General features: G+C 26.7%; 14 protein-coding genes. 11 read left to right on the top strand and 3 right to left on the bottom strand.

What is annotated here, in order from left to right:
• Nucleotides 1-291: 291 nt before the first annotated feature.
• From G3997_RS09365 to G3997_RS09345, 5 genes are all read left to right on the top strand, one after another.
• The gene (locus tag G3997_RS09365; RefSeq protein WP_296645514.1) at nt 292-2,526 is read left to right on the top strand and encodes a DUF3553 domain-containing protein; all 2,235 of its coding nucleotides are present in this window, start codon (nt 292-294) and stop codon (nt 2,524-2,526) included.
• 198 nt (nt 2,527-2,724) lie between these two features.
• Nucleotides 2,725-4,023: a M18 family aminopeptidase gene (locus G3997_RS09360; protein WP_296645513.1), complete on the top strand. Its 1,299-nt coding sequence runs from the start codon at nt 2,725-2,727 to the stop codon at nt 4,021-4,023.
• 17 nt (nt 4,024-4,040) lie between these two features.
• A complete protein-coding gene (locus tag G3997_RS09355) occupies nt 4,041-4,793 on the top strand; it encodes a patatin-like phospholipase family protein (protein ID WP_296645512.1) in 753 nt (250 codons plus the stop codon).
• 101 nt (nt 4,794-4,894) lie between these two features.
• The gene (locus G3997_RS09350; RefSeq protein WP_296645511.1) at nt 4,895-5,488 is read left to right on the top strand and encodes an ATP-binding protein; all 594 of its coding nucleotides are present in this window, start codon (nt 4,895-4,897) and stop codon (nt 5,486-5,488) included.
• Between the two features lie 421 nt (nt 5,489-5,909).
• Nucleotides 5,910-6,434 carry a peptidylprolyl isomerase gene (locus tag G3997_RS09345; RefSeq protein ID WP_296645510.1) on the top strand — a complete coding sequence of 175 codons (525 nt, stop codon included), beginning with the start codon at nt 5,910-5,912 and terminating at the stop codon, nt 6,432-6,434.
• Nucleotides 6,435-6,636: 202 nt separating this feature from the next.
• Here the strand turns inward: G3997_RS09345 and G3997_RS09340 are convergent, their stop codons facing one another.
• A complete protein-coding gene (locus tag G3997_RS09340; RefSeq protein ID WP_296645509.1) occupies nt 6,637-7,539 on the bottom strand; it encodes a manganese-dependent inorganic pyrophosphatase in 903 nt (300 codons plus the stop codon).
• A 134-nt stretch (nt 7,540-7,673) separates the two neighbouring features.
• Here G3997_RS09340 and G3997_RS09335 point away from each other — a divergent pair, with 134 nt between their 5' ends.
• Both G3997_RS09335 and adhE read left to right on the top strand, forming a co-directional pair.
• Nucleotides 7,674-8,270: a DUF4230 domain-containing protein gene (locus G3997_RS09335; protein WP_296645508.1), complete on the top strand. Its 597-nt coding sequence runs from the start codon at nt 7,674-7,676 to the stop codon at nt 8,268-8,270.
• Between the two features lie 318 nt (nt 8,271-8,588).
• On the top strand, nt 8,589-11,237 hold the full coding sequence (adhE, locus tag G3997_RS09330; protein WP_296645507.1) for a bifunctional acetaldehyde-CoA/alcohol dehydrogenase: 2,649 nt from the start codon (nt 8,589-8,591) through the stop codon (nt 11,235-11,237).
• A gap of 108 nt (nt 11,238-11,345) precedes the next feature.
• Here adhE and G3997_RS09325 read toward each other — a convergent pair whose 3' ends face one another.
• Nucleotides 11,346-11,675, bottom strand: coding sequence for a hypothetical protein (locus G3997_RS09325; RefSeq protein WP_296645506.1), 330 nt, complete (start codon nt 11,673-11,675; stop codon nt 11,346-11,348).
• 192 nt (nt 11,676-11,867) lie between these two features.
• Nucleotides 11,868-12,119 (bottom strand): hypothetical protein, encoded by a 252-nt coding sequence (locus G3997_RS09320; protein WP_296645505.1) that lies wholly within the window; start codon nt 12,117-12,119, stop codon nt 11,868-11,870.
• An 86-nt stretch (nt 12,120-12,205) separates the two neighbouring features.
• On the opposite strand from G3997_RS09320, the gene G3997_RS09315 reads away from it, so the two are divergent.
• From G3997_RS09315 to G3997_RS09300, 4 genes are all read left to right on the top strand, one after another.
• On the top strand, nt 12,206-12,934 hold the full coding sequence (locus tag G3997_RS09315) for a YkgJ family cysteine cluster protein (RefSeq protein WP_296645504.1): 729 nt from the start codon (nt 12,206-12,208) through the stop codon (nt 12,932-12,934).
• A 225-nt stretch (nt 12,935-13,159) separates the two neighbouring features.
• Nucleotides 13,160-13,957, top strand: a complete 798-nt coding sequence (locus G3997_RS09310) for a GTP pyrophosphokinase (RefSeq protein ID WP_296645503.1) — start codon at nt 13,160-13,162, stop codon at nt 13,955-13,957.
• Nucleotides 13,958-14,054: 97 nt separating this feature from the next.
• Complete coding sequence (locus G3997_RS09305; protein ID WP_296645502.1) at nt 14,055-14,747, top strand: metallophosphoesterase; 693 nt, start codon at nt 14,055-14,057, stop codon at nt 14,745-14,747.
• A gap of 87 nt (nt 14,748-14,834) precedes the next feature.
• Complete coding sequence (locus G3997_RS09300; RefSeq protein WP_296645501.1) at nt 14,835-15,635, top strand: hypothetical protein; 801 nt, start codon at nt 14,835-14,837, stop codon at nt 15,633-15,635.
• Nucleotides 15,636-16,034: the final 399 nt, after the last annotated feature.

Raw genomic sequence — 16,034 nt, 5'->3', positions numbered from 1 at the left:
TGAACGTAGTGATATAGTTAAGATAAAGTATAAAACTAAGGAAAATAATTCTCATTGATAATAAAAATAATATAACAAGCATAAAAGATATAGATAAAGGTATAGAGATAAGGTTTTACTCTATGCTTTTTTTTATTATAATAAGTTATATAAACATTGTTAATCTTAAAAGTTAAAGAGTTTTAAATTTAGTATGTATTGGCTAAAATTAAAGTATTAATTAACCTTATGATTTGAAGAAAAACATCATTTAGATTAAAATATAGATATATCATTATTAGGAGGACGAAAATGAATTTAGATACATTAAATCCTGCCCAAAGAGAAGCTGTAGAAAAGACAGAAGGTCCTGTCCTTATACTAGCTGGAGCGGGTTCAGGTAAGACTAGAGTGTTAACAACAAGAATTGGACATCTTATAGAAGATAAAGGTGTACAACCTGCAAATATATTAGCTATAACATTTACTAACAAAGCTGCAAATGAGATGAGGGAGAGAGTTGAAGAAACTTTAGACTCAGATGCAAGTGATATGTGGATAAGCACATTCCACTCTTGTTGTGTGCGTATACTTAGAAAAGATATAAATAGAATAGGATACAATAGAAGTTTCGTTATATATGATAGTGCGGATCAGGTGACTTTAGTAAAAGACTGCTTAAAGGAATTAAACTTAAGTGATAAGGTATTTGAGCCAAAGGCAATTATAAGTACTATATCTGGAGCAAAAGATAAATTATATGACCCTAAAAAGTTTAAGGCAATGCATATAAATGACAATAGAATGAGTAAAATAGCAGATGTATATGCGTTATATCAAGACCGTTTAAAAAGAAATAGTGCACTTGATTTTGATGACTTAATATTTAGAACAGTAGAGCTTTTAAAGAATGACCAAGAGGTATTAGATTATTATAGAAATAGATTTAAATATATAATGGTAGATGAGTACCAAGATACTAGTAAGGCACAATATGAATTAATAAAAATATTAGCAAAAGGACACCAAAATATATGTGTTGTTGGAGATGATGACCAAAGTATATATGGTTGGAGAGGTGCTGATATAAGAAATATACTTGAATTTGAAAAGGACTATGATGATGTTCATGTAGTTAAATTAGAGCAAAACTATAGATCTACTCAAATAATATTAGATGCAGCAAATACAGTTATATCTAATAATATAGAAAGAAAAAGAAAAAAGCTTTGGAGTGAGAAAAAAGAGGGAGAACTGATAAAGATACAAGTAGCATCTGATGAAGTTGAAGAATCAGATTTTGTTGCAGATATGATAGCTAAAATATCAAGAGAACAAAATAGATCATATAAAGACTTTGCAGTTCTTTATAGAGCAAATGCTCAATCTCGTTCTGTAGAAGATGCATTAAACAGAAGTCAAATACCATACAATATATATGGTGGTACAAAGTTCTATGAAAGAAAAGAAATAAAGGATTTAATAGCTTATTTAAGAGTTATACAAAATCCACAAGATGATATATCTCTTAAAAGGATAATAAATATTCCTAGAAGGGGGATAGGACTTAGAACTATAGAAAAAATAGAAGATAGAGCAAGTTTAAAGCAAGAAAGCATTTATTCTGTACTTATAGATATAGATACAAACTCAGAGATATCAACAAAAGCAAGAAATAGTATAAGTGAATTTGTTGATAATGTAATAGGAACTTTAAGAACTATGAGGGAAGTATATCCTGTTAGTAAGTTACTAGAAAAGGTTATAGAATCTATAGATTATTATGGATATATAGATGATTTATATAAAGGTGATAAAGAAGAAGCTGAAGAAAGAAAAGACAACGTAAAAGAATTTATATCAGTTGCTATGGAATTTGAACAAACTAGTGAAGAAAAAGATTTAGAAACTTTCTTAACTGGAGTAGCATTAACATCTGAGTCAAGTGAGGAAGAAGAAATAGATAAGGTTTCTCTTATGACTATTCATACATCAAAAGGACTAGAGTTCCCTGTTGTATTTATAGTTGGTATGGAAGATGGACTATTCCCAATAGCAAGAGCTGTAAGGTCTATGAGTGATTCAGAAATAGAAGAAGAAAGAAGACTTTGCTATGTTGGTATAACTAGAGCTAAGGAAATACTATACTTAACATTAACTCAAAAGAGAACATTATATGGAAAAACTAATCCATCTATTGCTTCAAGATTTATGGAAGAGTTGCCTAAAGAGTGTATAGAAAGATTAAATAAAGAAGAAAGAGAATTAACATACTCAAAGGCAAATTATAATGTTTTAGATAAATATAAACAAAAATATATGAGTACTATGAATAAAACAGCAGTTGCTAAGCAAGTTAATGCAACTATTAAAAATAAAGAAAATGAAACTAATATGGATGATATAAAGCCAGGAGCTAGAGTACATCATCCTAAGTTTGGAGTAGGTACTGTAGTAGGTATGATGGGTACTGATGTTACTATAGCCTTTGAACAACAGGGSATAAAAAAGATAAATAAAGAATATACAACTTTAGATATTTTATAAAATATAATAACTTAATTTTCTTATAAGACTTTATAAAAATAGTTGTCTCAATATAGTTTGAGGCAACTATTTTTAAAAGTATTTATATAAAANTTAATTTTCTTATAAGACTTTAKAAAAATAGTTGTCTCAATATAGTTTGAGGCAACTATTTTTAAAAGTATTTATATAAAATTTTTATAAATAAGGAGTAGGGATATGAATAGTAAAATATTTGCACAAAACTTAATAGATTATATTTATAATAGTCCAACTGCATTTCATGCAGTATCTACATCAAAGGAGTTATTAGATAGTAATGGATTTATTGAACTAAATTCACGTAAAGCATGGAATTTACAAGTTGGTGGAAAGTATTATGTAACTAAGAATTCGTCAGCAATAATTGCTTTTATAGTAAATTCAAATAACATAGAAAAAGAAGGATTTAGAATAATAGGCTCTCATTCAGATTCACCATCATTTAGAGTAAAGCCAAATGCAGAGATGGATGCAGAAAAAGCATATTTAAAGTTAAATACTGAATGTTATGGTGGACCAATTTTGAGTACATGGCTAGATAGACCATTAGGTATAGCAGGAAGGGTAGTATTAAAAACTGATGATATACTAAATCCTAAAGAAGTAATAGTAAATTTAGATAAGCCAGTATGTATAATACCAAATTTAGCTATACATATGAATAGAAGTGTAAATGAAGGATATGCTTTTAATAAACAAAAAGACATGTTACCTCTTGTAGGTTTATTAAATGAATCTTTAGAGAAGGATAATTTCTTATTAAAAGAATTACAAAATAGATTAGGGGTTAATATAGAAGATATAATAGATTTTGATTTATTCTTATATGAGTTTGAAAAGGGATGCTTAATAGGTGCAAATGAAGAGTTTATTTCAAGTGGTAGACTTGATAACTTAGCTATGGCTCATGCTAGTTTAAATGCACTTATAAATGCAAGTGGTAATAAGGGAATAAACGTAGTAGCTATATTTGATAATGAAGAAGTAGGCAGTTCTACAAAGCAAGGTGCAGACTCAAATATGCTATTAAATATATTAGAAAGAATTTGCATATCTTTAGGAAAAACTAGAGAAGAATTCTTTACGTCTATATACTCATCATTTATGATATCATCTGATTTAGCTCATGCAGTACATCCTAATATACCTGAAAAACATGATCCTACTAACAGACCAGTAATGGGTAAAGGTCCTGTTATAAAAATAAATGCTAATCAAGCTTATACAAGTGATTCATATTCAATATCTGTATATAAATCTATTTGTAATGAAGCTAAAGTTAAATATCAAGAGTTTGTTAATAGATCAGATGTAAGAGGTGGAAGTACTATAGGACCAATATCATCTACTCATTTAGATATACCATCAGTAGATGTAGGAAGTCCAATACTTGCTATGCATTCTATAAGAGAATTAGGATCTGTTGAAGATCATTATAGTATATACAAAACATTTCATAAATTTTATGAAATATAGTTAAGGAGGAAATAACTTTGAATATAGGTCTATGTCTTTGTGGTGGAGGCGCTAAGGGTGCTTACCAAGCAGGTGTTATAAAGGCTTTATGCGATAGAGGTATAAGTAAATTTAATTCAATATCAGGAACTTCTATAGGTGCAGTAAACGGATATTTTTTATTCACAGATAATGTTGAAAAGCTAGAAGAAATATGGACAAATCTTGATTCACATATTAAAAGTTCTATTAAAATAGTGGATAACACTGTGGATAATTCGGATATTATCGAAAAATTATATAGTTTTGAAGATAAAAGTACAGAAAAGATAGACTTTTATGTGAATTATATAAAGATAGAAAATAATATTCCTAAAGAAGAAATAGTAAATTTATTAAATTTAAATAAAGAAGAAGCTTTAGATAGTATAAGATATAGTTCATTACTTCCATTTAATCCTAATGGAACAATGGGATTAAATGAGCAATTTATAAATGATTTAAATCAAGGACTATATAATGGATATAAGCTTGATGGAGGTTTAGTTAATAATACATTAATAAAACCATTATTATATAAGAAACTTGATAAAATTATTGTTATTGCTAATAAACACGATTATGTTTTACCAGATGAAATAAAAAATAGTAATAATGTAGATAATATAATAATAGTTAGACCAAAAACTATATTTGATAAAAATGATACTCTAAAATTTGAAACGGAATTTTGTAGGAATATATACTATGAAGGATATGAAATAGGAAAAAACCTGAACATTTTTATGTAAATAAATAGAATTGTATTAAAAATATTGAATAAGGTTTAAATTGTTAGTATAATATAAAGGTTCCTTAAATTTAGAAAAAATATATGGAGTTGATATAAATTATGGCAACTAAGAGAATAGCAGTTTTAGGTGGACCAAGATGTGGAAAAACTACATTAATACAGCATTTATATGTTGAAATGAAAATAGCTGGATTAAATGCAGGTTATGCTCTTGAGTATTCAACTGAGTACTTAAAAGATAAAGGTATGATAGAAACTATATCTGAACAATATGGAATCTACTTAGGTCAAAAGAAATTAGAAGATGATTTATCAGTATTTGATTATGCTCTTACTGATTATGCAACATTTGTACCTTACATATACGGAAGATTTATGTTAGGAGATAAAGAAAGAACTAAGAAAGAGATACAAATATTAAAAGATTTATACTGCCTAGCTATAGAAGATATACAAAACTATGATATGATAGTTTATGTTCCTAGAGAATTTGGATACATCCAAGATGGAGTTAGATGGCAAGCTGAAGATATAGCACTTCAAATAGATGAAGCTATATTAAACTTCTTAAAAGCAGAAAATATAAAATATATAGAAGTTAAAGGTTCAACAAAAGAAAGAGCTAGTCAAATACTAGACTTATTAGGTGTTGACTACCAAGAAACTATACAGTTAAATGATGATGAAAAATAAGCTACTATTAATTTAGTAGCTTTTTTATATTTRTAGATAATTATAATTGATATATTATGGATAAATGTAATAGTAAACTATACCAAATTAATTGAATAAATCCAAATAAAAATGCTGTCTACATATAAAGTGTGGACAGCATTTTTATTTGGATTTATCCGAAATGTTTCGCCGACACGTCGCTCGAGCGAAGTGAATTTTTTATTATTTTAATTTAAAGGTTAACTTTACTGGATTATGATCACTATACATAAAATNATAAACTATATAAAGAAGATATTTAGAATAAATTTGTTAAGTATAAAAATTAACTATTTAATTAGATATATTACATATGAAATTTTATGTAAAATTTAATAAAATATGGTATATAATATATAAGTANATATTAAAACTAATTAAAAAGAAGGGAAGATAAAAYATGGAAAAGAAAAATCCTATAGTAACTATAGAAATGGAAAATGGAAAGAAAATAGTAGCAGAGTTATACCCACATATAGCTCCTAACACTGTTAAAAATTTCGTAACATTAATAAATCAAGGATTCTACAATGGAGTAGGATTCCACAGAGTAATAGAAGGATTTATGATACAAGGTGGATGCCCTAACGGAAATGGAATGGGTGGACCAGGACACTCTATAAGAGGTGAATTTAGAGGTAATGGATTTACTAATAATTTAAAGCATGAAGCAGGAGTATTATCTATGGCTAGAACTATGGCTCCTAACTCAGCAGGGTCTCAATTCTTTATAATGCATAAAAATTCTCCACACTTAGATGGTCAATATGCTGCATTTGGTAGAGTAATAGAAGGTATGGATGTAGTTAATGAAATAGCTACAACTGCTACTGATAGAGCAGATAAGCCTAAGACTCCACAAGTTATGAAAAATGTAACTGTTGAAACTTTTGGTGAAGATTACTCAGATGTAGAGAAAATGTAATTTATTTCTAAAATATTACAATAAATAAACTATTTACAATCTAATTACTTTGTTTTAAAATAATATAGATAAATCCTAAAAAACATATAAAATAAAAACCAGTTAATATTTTAAACCTAAATTTTAACCTACACTAATAATTTGGTTAAAAGATTAAATGAAAATTATACAAAAAAAGGAAGGTAAATACCTTCCTTTTTTACTACATATTTTTAACTGCTGTAGTTAAGTTTGGAACTAATTGTTTCTTTCTAGAAACAACACCTTCTGCAAATACACCTTGAGATGCATCTACACTAAATGCTTCAGATATTATATTATCCCCAGCTTTGTATATTAAATAAGAACCTTCTTTTATGATATCAGTTATAGCAAGTACTAACATATCGTATTCAGTTGAGTGTATATATGATAAGAATTCATCTTTTTTAGCTAATATAGAATCTATATCTAAAGTAAATACTTGTCCTATACCAACTCTTTTTCCACTCATATCAAACTCTTTAAAGTCCATGTTAACTATTTCTTCTATACTATATTCATCTAAAGATGTACCAGCTTTAAACATTTCCATAGCATAGCTCTCCATATCAACTTCAGCTATTTTACTTAACTCTTCACAAGCTAATTTATCCATTTCAGTAGTAGTTGGAGATTTGAATAATAATGTATCTGATAATATAGCAGATAATAAAAGGCCAGCTATATGCTTAGGAACTTCTACATTATTTTCTTTGAACATTTGATATACTATAGTACATGTACATCCAACAGGCATTACTCTTATAGATATAGGTACTTCAGTGCTTATTTCAACTTTATGGTGGTCTACAATTTCAACTATATTAGCTTTTTCTATGCCATCAGCAGTTTGAGCAAGTTCGTTATGGTCAACTAAAACAACATCCTTATTTTCTATATCTGTTAATAACTCAGGTGCATCTACATTAAAGTAATCTAGTGCAAATTGAGCTTCCTTTCTAACTTCTCCTAAAGCATAAGGCTTAGCATCAAAACCTAATTGATTTTTTAAATACGATAAAGAAATTGAAGAACATATAGAATCTGTATCTGGATTCTTATGTCCGAAAACTAATAAACTCATTTTATGTCTCCTTTCAAAATATAATTAAAATAGAACTATTAATATTTAATAGTAAATTTAATTATCATAATTTAATTTATACCACAAGTATATTTATTAATAACAAAAACATTATACCAAAAGGAGGAATTCATGTGTTGCAAAAAAGAAAAAAATTTAAGAAAGTGCATGTATTATTGTTCTTTTTTATAATATTAGCAAGTGGAGCATTGTTTATATTTAATGAATTTAAAAAAGAAAGTACATATAAAGACAGTACTAAAATAATGGATACATTAAATCAAGTATTACATATAAGTACTGTAAAATATAATTACAGTAATATAGTAGAAATAAAAAAGGACAAAAGTATTAATAATATAACAATACCATTTACAGAAAAGACATTCATTATAAAGTATAATGGAGTGATAAATGGAGGCGTAAAGCCAGAAGATATAGAGATTACAAATAACACTGAAGATGAAATAGATATAGAAATAAAAAAGTGTCAAATTTTAGATCATTATATAGATGACGAAAATATATATGTTTATGATATTAAAAATTCAATATTTAATAAGTTAGATACACAAGAAATATTAGATGATATAAGTAGTATAAAAAAAGATTATGAGAATAAAATTATAAGTGAAGGATTTTTAGAAGAAGTTGAGGAAAATACTAAGGTGAGTATAGAAAATATATTAAAGGAAATTGGATATAGTGTAGTAAATGTAAATTTTAAATAATGTTTAAAACATTATATTTAGAATCCTTTTATTATATAATTTTTTTTATGTTATAACCTACTATAATCATTTTTATATTATGAAAAATAGTATCTAAAAAATGTAAAGAAAATTAGATAATAAATAATTATATACAAAGAGTAAAATATGATGGAATTATTATAAAAATATCTAAAAATAAAATGTAAATGTTTTCTTTTTGTTTTAAAAACAAAATATGTTGACAGTTTTAGAGCTATAAGATACTATTTAAGTATAATATTATTGTTAAAAAACTAACATTGATTTATATAAAATTTATTTTCAGGGGGAATAGAGATGAATAAAAATATAAAGTCAGAGTTAAATGTAGATAATATGGTAAATGATTTAGTAGTAAAAGGAAATAAAGCTAAAGATGAAATGTTAAAATTAGACCAAGAAGCAGTTGATAAAATAGTTGCTGCAATGGCTAAAGCAGGATTAGAAAAACATATAGAATTAGCTCAAATGGCAGTAGAAGAAACTAATAGAGGGATATTTGAAGATAAGGTTACAAAAAATATATTTGCTACAGAGTATATTTATAATAGTATAAAATACACAAAAACAGTTGGTATAATAGAAGAAAATGATGAAGAAGGATATATGATGGTTGCAGAGCCAATAGGTGTTGTAGCAGGGGTTACTCCAGTAACTAACCCAACTTCAACAACAATGTTTAAAGCATTAATATCTATAAAAGGAAGAAATCCAATAATATTTAGTTTCCATCCATCAGCTCAAAAATGTTCATCTGAAGCTGCAAGAGTATTAAGAGATGCAGCTATAGAAGCTGGAGCACCAGAAAACTGCATTCAATGGATAGAAACACCATCATTAGAAGCATCAAGTGCTCTTATGAAACATAACGGAGTATCTTTAATATTAGCAACTGGTGGTTCTGGAATGGTTAAATCAGCTTATTCTTCAGGAAAGCCTGCTTTAGGTGTTGGGGCAGGTAACGTACCTTGTTTTATAGAAAAATCTGCAGATGTAAAACAAGCAGTAAATGATTTAATATTATCTAAAACTTTTGATAACGGAATGATATGTGCATCAGAACAAGCTGTTATAGTAGAAGAAAGTATATATGATGAAGTAGTAGGATTAATGAAGGCTTATAATTGCTACTTTGTTAATGATAAAGAAAAGGAATTATTAGAAAAAACAGTAATAAATTCAGATACAAAAGCTATAAATTCTAATATAGTTGGTCAAACACCATATAAAATAGCTCAAATGGCAGGTTTTGAAGTTCCAAAGGATGCTAAAATGATAGTTGCTGAAATAGGTGGAGTAGGAATAGATTATCCTTTATCTAAAGAAAAGTTAAGTCCAGTACTTGCTTGTATAAAAGTAAAAGATGCTCAAGAAGGAATACAAAGATGTATAGAAATGACTGAGTTTGGAGGATTAGGACATTCAGCTGTTATACATTCAAATGATGATGATATAATATTAGAATTTAGTCAAAAAGTAAGAACAGGAAGATTATTAGTAAATGCACCTTCTACTCATGGTGCAATAGGGGATATATATAACGTTAATACACCATCATTAACTTTGGGATGTGGATCTATGGGGAACAATTCTACAACAGATAACGTATCAGCAGTAAATTTAATAAATATAAAAAAGGTTACTAAAAGAAGAGTAAATATGCAATGGTTTAAAGTGCCTGAAAGAATATACCATGAAGTTGGTTCAGTACAATATTTAGAGAAATTACCTGAAGTTGAAAGGGTAATGATAGTTACTGATAGAGTTATGGTTCAATTAGGATATGTTGAAAAATTAGAGTACCACTTAAGAAAAAGAAGAAATCCAGTTATGATAGATGTATTTGAAGATGTAGAACCAGACCCATCTGTAGATACAGTTTTAAATGGTGCTGAAGCTATGAGAAAGTTTAAGCCAGATACAATAATAGCTTTAGGTGGAGGGTCTGCAATTGATGCCGCTAAAGGTATGTGGTTATTCTATGAAAATCAAGATGCAGATTTTGAAGATTTAAGACTTAAATTTATGGATATAAGAAAGAGAGTTTATAAATTCCCTAAGCTAGGAAGACAGGCAAAAATGGTAGCTATACCAACTACTTCAGGAACAGGTTCAGAGGTTACATCTTTTGCAGTTATAACTGATAAAGTAGATAATATAAAATATCCTTTAGCTGATTATGAGTTAACGCCAGATGTAGCTATAATAGATCCTACATTTGTAATGACTGTACCACCAGCAGTTACAGCTGATACAGGCTTAGATGTATTAACTCATGCTATAGAAGCTTATGTTTCTACAATGGCAACTGATTATACAGATGCATTAGCTATGAAGGCTATACAAATGGTATTTGAATATTTACCAAAATCATACAAAGGAGCTAATACAGCAGAAGGAAAAGAAGCTAGAGAGAAAATGCATAATGCTTCTTGTATAGCAGGTATGGCATTTGCAAATGCATTTTTAGGTGTTAACCACTCATTAGCTCACAAATTAGGTTCGGAATTCCATATACCACATGGAAGAGCTAATGCAATATTATTACCTCATGTAATAAAATACAATGCTACTATGCCAAGTAAATTTGCGGCATTTCCAAAATATAAGTCGTTTGTAGCAGATAAGAAATATGCTGAAATTGCAAAAGTATTGGGATTAAAAGCCAACACTACAGAAGAAGGTGTTAATAGCTTAGTTGAAGCTATAAGAAACTTAATGAAAGAATTAAATATGCCTATGACTATACAAGCATGTGGAATAGAAGAGGAAACTTATTTTGCAGCTATAGATAGATTAGCTCTAGATGCATTTGATGATCAATGTACTCCATCGAATCCAAGATTGCCATTAGTAACGGAATTAGTTCAAATATATAAGGATATATATAAAGCAAAACCAATAGTAAATAAAAAAGATAAATCATTAGATAAAGTAGATGCTTAGTGATTTCAAGGATATTAATGTATAGATTCTAATACAATTAATTATAAATGATAAAATAAAATAAAAATGAAGTCCTGATAAGGACTTCATTTTTATTTTTAATTTGAACTAAGATTTAAACATTCTAACCTTCTCAAATTCATTTTTTATATTTATTACACAATTATCATAATTAACTTCAAAATTAGCAAAGGCAGAAAATAAATCTATATCTCTCATTAAATGAACAGTCATTATATTGCTTTCTTTATTTATTCTAAGTATTAATGACCTAACATATGGAAATTGAACTCTAGAATTAAAGAAACCATTACTATCGGTATCTATATCTAAACTGCGATAGTTTATGTCTATGAATAAATCAATATCATTGTTTTCTTCTCTTATAATTCTATAATCAAAATCTATATCTAAATTTAAATTGCCTATATTTAACACGTAATCACCTCTTAAAATTTGTTTATATAAAACAGTATTATACCATATAATTTATATTTAAAAATGAATACAAAGAGAGCCTATGTTGGGGGAACAAAGGCTCTAAATTGGGGGAGATTGAGTTAAATATTTAATTTTACATTAATATTATTGACCCAAAATCTAAATTTATACATTAATATTATAAAAATATTATCTTTTTTTATTTATAAATTTAGGCCCAAGATATTTTCTGATATCATCTTCAGATGAAAAATCGTCTATAAGTATTTCTCTACCTGTTTCTTCAAATACTACTAAAACTTCGCAATCACCTTGTAAAAAGAATTTTCTAACTGTTTCTTCTCTAACTTCTCTAACTTTAGTTATATTCTTTTTTGTTTTTTCGTAGTCCTTAGTATAATAACTATCCATCATGTTTATTATCTTTGTATATCTATTCATGAAATAACCTCCTATAAATATTCTAAAAATATGTGTTATAATAATTGTTTGTATTAACTTAATAATTATAACAAGGAGTAATAATAATGACTAGTATAAAAAAGGATCAAGTTTTAAATTGCATAAAATATTCAAATGAAAATAAGTTATTTGATAAATTAAATAATGTTTATAAAATGTTACCAAGTGGAGACTGTAGTGGATGCGGAAACTGTTGTATGGAGTCTGTTGGAACTAATTTGATTGAATTTATAAATATATTTAATTATTTAGAATCTAAACCTGAACTAAAAAAGAAGTGTTTAAGTAAGATAATTGATTATTACTTCTTAGAATATATAGAAAAGAAACCATGTCCATTTAAAGATGATGATAATAGATGTATGATATATGAGGTTAGGCCATTAAATTGTAGATTATTTGGTCATTGGAAAAAAGAAGATTATAATAAAAATTTAAATAATGTAACTGAGAGAAATATAGAATATCAAGGTTTAATAAAATCTAAATATGGATTTGATATTAGCGATAAAGTAGTAAATTTTAAAATAAAATATTGCGAAAGCTTTATACCAGAAGAAAGATATTTAAATAAAAGTGAGCGATTAGAGTTTGCAGATAATTTGATGATATTAGATTCAAATATATACTCTAAGGGAATTATAGATATAGAGTTCAAGGATAGAGGAGTCGTTGAGTACTTTATAGAAAACTTATTACATGAAGATACTGCATATAATATAAAAATAAGAGTATCTAAAGATGAAAAAGTTAGAAATAGAGCGATTAACAGATTGAAAAGAATATTATTATAAAAGGTGATTTAATGAAGTTAATAAATATATTAGGGAATACTTTTWAAATCATTTAGAGAAAATAATATAGAGTTAAATCATCATTAATTTCTTCAATTAGTTATTTAATAGATTTAGATGAAGTTGATTACACATTGAAAGATGGAGATTTGCTTTATTATACAAAAAGCGAGTGATTTATGTTAAAATAGATATGTATGGAAAAATAGATAAAGGGTGGACGATATGGAATACGAAAAGTGGGATGAAGTATTAGCGCCTTATAATAATGCGGTAGAGGAACTAAAAGTAAAATTTAAAAATATAAGAAAAGAATTTTTAACAAAAGGAGAATACTCTCCTATTGAATTTGTAACAGGAAGAACAAAGAAGATAGCATCAATTGTTTCTAAAGCAAAAAGATTAAATATACAAGATATCGAAGCGGAAATGGAAGATATTGCAGGTATAAGAATCATGTGTCAGTTTGTTGAGGATATATACAATATTGTAAATTTAATTAAATCTAGAAGTGATATGAGTATAGTTTATGAAAAAGACTATATAAAGAATTTCAAGGATAGTGGATATAGAAGTTATCATGTAATAATAAAATACCCTATACATTCGATTGCAGGGTCTAAAGAGATTTTATGTGAAATACAGATAAGAACACTTGCTATGAACTTTTGGGCAACAATAGAACATTCTTTAAAATATAAATATGAGCATTATATTCCAGAAGCATTAGCTGTTAGATTGAGAAGAGCAGCAGATGCAGCTTTCTTACTAGACCAAGAAATGAGTGAAATTAGAGAGGATATAATGAAAGCTCAAGTTATGTATCAAGTAAAGTCTGTTACATTAAGAGATGTCTTAGATAAAATTCAAGAATTATATAATGTAGGCGAAACGCATAAGGCTATAATATACCAGAGAAGATTAGATAAGGTAGATAACGAAAGAGATATAACTGAAATACTTCAGTTAAAAAAGGAAATAGATTCTTTATTACAAGAATATAAACATAAAGTAGACAATTAGACAGTTATCCAATGAAGGGTAACTGTCTTTTTTGGAAATATTAAGATATATAATATAATGATACGATAAAAATGCAATATTAGAAAGGACAGAAAATATGAGTTTATATGCAATAGGCGATTTACATTTCTCAACATCAGTAGAAAAGCCAATGAGTATATTTGGAGATAAATGGGATAAGCACGAAGAAAAAATAATACACAGTTGGAAAGAAAATGTTAAAGAGGACGATGTAGTTTTAGTATTAGGTGATACATCTTGGGGAATTAACTTACAGGAAGCTAAATCAGATTTAGATATTATAAGTAATCTTTTTGGAAAAAAAATATTTATAAAAGGAAATCATGATTATTGGTGGACTACAGTAACAAATTTAAATAAATTATATGATGATATGAAATTTTTACAAACTAATTTTTATGAATATGGAGATTATGCTATATGTGGTGGAAGAGGATGGATTTGTCCTAATGATTTTAAATTTGATGAAAATGATGAAAAAATTTATAAAAGAGAGGAAAATAGAATTAGATTATCGTTACAAGCAGCAAAGAAAAGTGGATATTCAAAATTTATTGTAATAACTCACTATCCTCCAACAAATGATAAATTAGACGAATCTTTATTTACTAAGTTATATGAAGAATATGGTGTAGAAAAAGTAATATATGGACACTTACATGGAAAAGAATCATTTAAAATGGGTCTAAAAGGAATAAGAAATGGAGTAGAGTATACATTAGCTTCTTGTGATTATACAGATTTCAAATTAATAAAAATAATGGATTAATAAACCAGTAAATTGTAAATACTATCAAATAAAATGTTTAAATATATAAATTAGAAAAATACTATAATAAAAAAGGAGAATTAGCATATGAGATGGATTCTAGTGTTTTTATTTTTATATTTTATACCTTTGATAGTATTATTTAAAAATTATAATAATATTAAAAGATCTTTTATATATGGAAGTACTTATGTTATTCTAGTTACGACTATAGTAATAACAAATATGTATATTAGTGGATTAAATAATATAAAAGAAGTTATGAGTTATGAAAATTACTCTTTTGAAAATGAATATCCAATAGATAATCTTGAGAAAGAAGATAAATATGTAGCTAATACATCTGAATCTAAAAAAGAAGAAGTTAACGAAATTGAAGATGATAAGGAAAATGTAATAGCTGCAAATAATAATGAAGAGCAAAATAAAGATATAGATACTTATAACGTAAAAAAACAAGATAAAGATCTTATTTATGATTTTAAGAAAGAGATTTATCAAATTGAACTTAAGGCACTTATTCCAATGAGAGAATGTATTCCTTATACAAAGAATATAGCTGAGAATTTAAAGAAATTAGACCAAGTAAGAGATGACTTAGAATATGCATCTTATATGTGTAGAGAGGTTATATCATTGTACAAAACTATGGATATACCTCAGTTATCAGATGATAAATATACTAAAGTTATAGATGATGCTAGAAATGACGTGAAAACAGCCTATGAATTAAGAGAAAAGGCTATGGAATCTGCAATTACCCTTATAGATACTAAAAATCCTAAATATATAGGTGAAATCACAGAGTATCTTAGTTTATCAGATAATCATATAGCAAACTTTAAAAATAGATTAAAAGATTTAAATACAATCATAGATAAACAATAGTAAAAATGTATACTCAATATTTATATAATATCTGAGTTTATCAGATAATCATATAGCAAACTTTAAAAATAGATTAAAAGATTTAAATACAATCATAGATAAACAATAGTAAAAATGTATACTCAATATTTATATAATGAGTATACATTTTTAATTATCAATAATCTATTTAAAATATAATAAACCAAATTTTGATTTATAATTTAACATATGATATAATGTGTTAAATTAATATGGTAAATGGGAATTTGGAAGGAAAATATGACTAAATTAAATATATGTATAGATATAGATGGAACTATAACTAATCCATATCACTTTATTTCATACTTAAATGAGTTATATAATAAGAATATAACTGAGGAAGAATGTAGTACGAATAATTGGRGACATTTATAT

The sequence above is a fragment of the Romboutsia sp. 13368 genome, assembly GCF_018336475.1.
Lineage (GTDB): Bacteria > Bacillota > Clostridia > Peptostreptococcales > Peptostreptococcaceae > Romboutsia.
This window is presented reverse-complemented; position numbering and strand designations above follow the sequence as displayed.

Bases quoted from the DNA above. Each gene is read 5' to 3' on its own strand.
- G3997_RS09360 (WP_296645513.1), top strand. From the start codon at position 2,725: ATGAATAGTAAAATATTTGCACAAAACTTAATAGATTATATTTATAAT.
- G3997_RS09350 (WP_296645511.1), top strand. From the start codon at position 4,895: ATGGCAACTAAGAGAATAGCAGTTTTAGGTGGACCAAGATGTGGAAAA.
- G3997_RS09345 (WP_296645510.1), top strand. From the start codon at position 5,910: ATGGAAAAGAAAAATCCTATAGTAACTATAGAAATGGAAAATGGAAAG.
- G3997_RS09340 (WP_296645509.1), bottom strand. From the start codon at position 7,539: ATGAGTTTATTAGTTTTCGGACATAAGAATCCAGATACAGATTCTATA.
- adhE (WP_296645507.1), top strand. From the start codon at position 8,589: ATGAATAAAAATATAAAGTCAGAGTTAAATGTAGATAATATGGTAAAT.
- G3997_RS09320 (WP_296645505.1), bottom strand. From the start codon at position 12,119: ATGAATAGATATACAAAGATAATAAACATGATGGATAGTTATTATACT.
- G3997_RS09315 (WP_296645504.1), top strand. From the start codon at position 12,206: ATGACTAGTATAAAAAAGGATCAAGTTTTAAATTGCATAAAATATTCA.
- G3997_RS09310 (WP_296645503.1), top strand. From the start codon at position 13,160: ATGGAATACGAAAAGTGGGATGAAGTATTAGCGCCTTATAATAATGCG.
- G3997_RS09305 (WP_296645502.1), top strand. From the start codon at position 14,055: ATGAGTTTATATGCAATAGGCGATTTACATTTCTCAACATCAGTAGAA.
- G3997_RS09300 (WP_296645501.1), top strand. From the start codon at position 14,835: ATGAGATGGATTCTAGTGTTTTTATTTTTATATTTTATACCTTTGATA.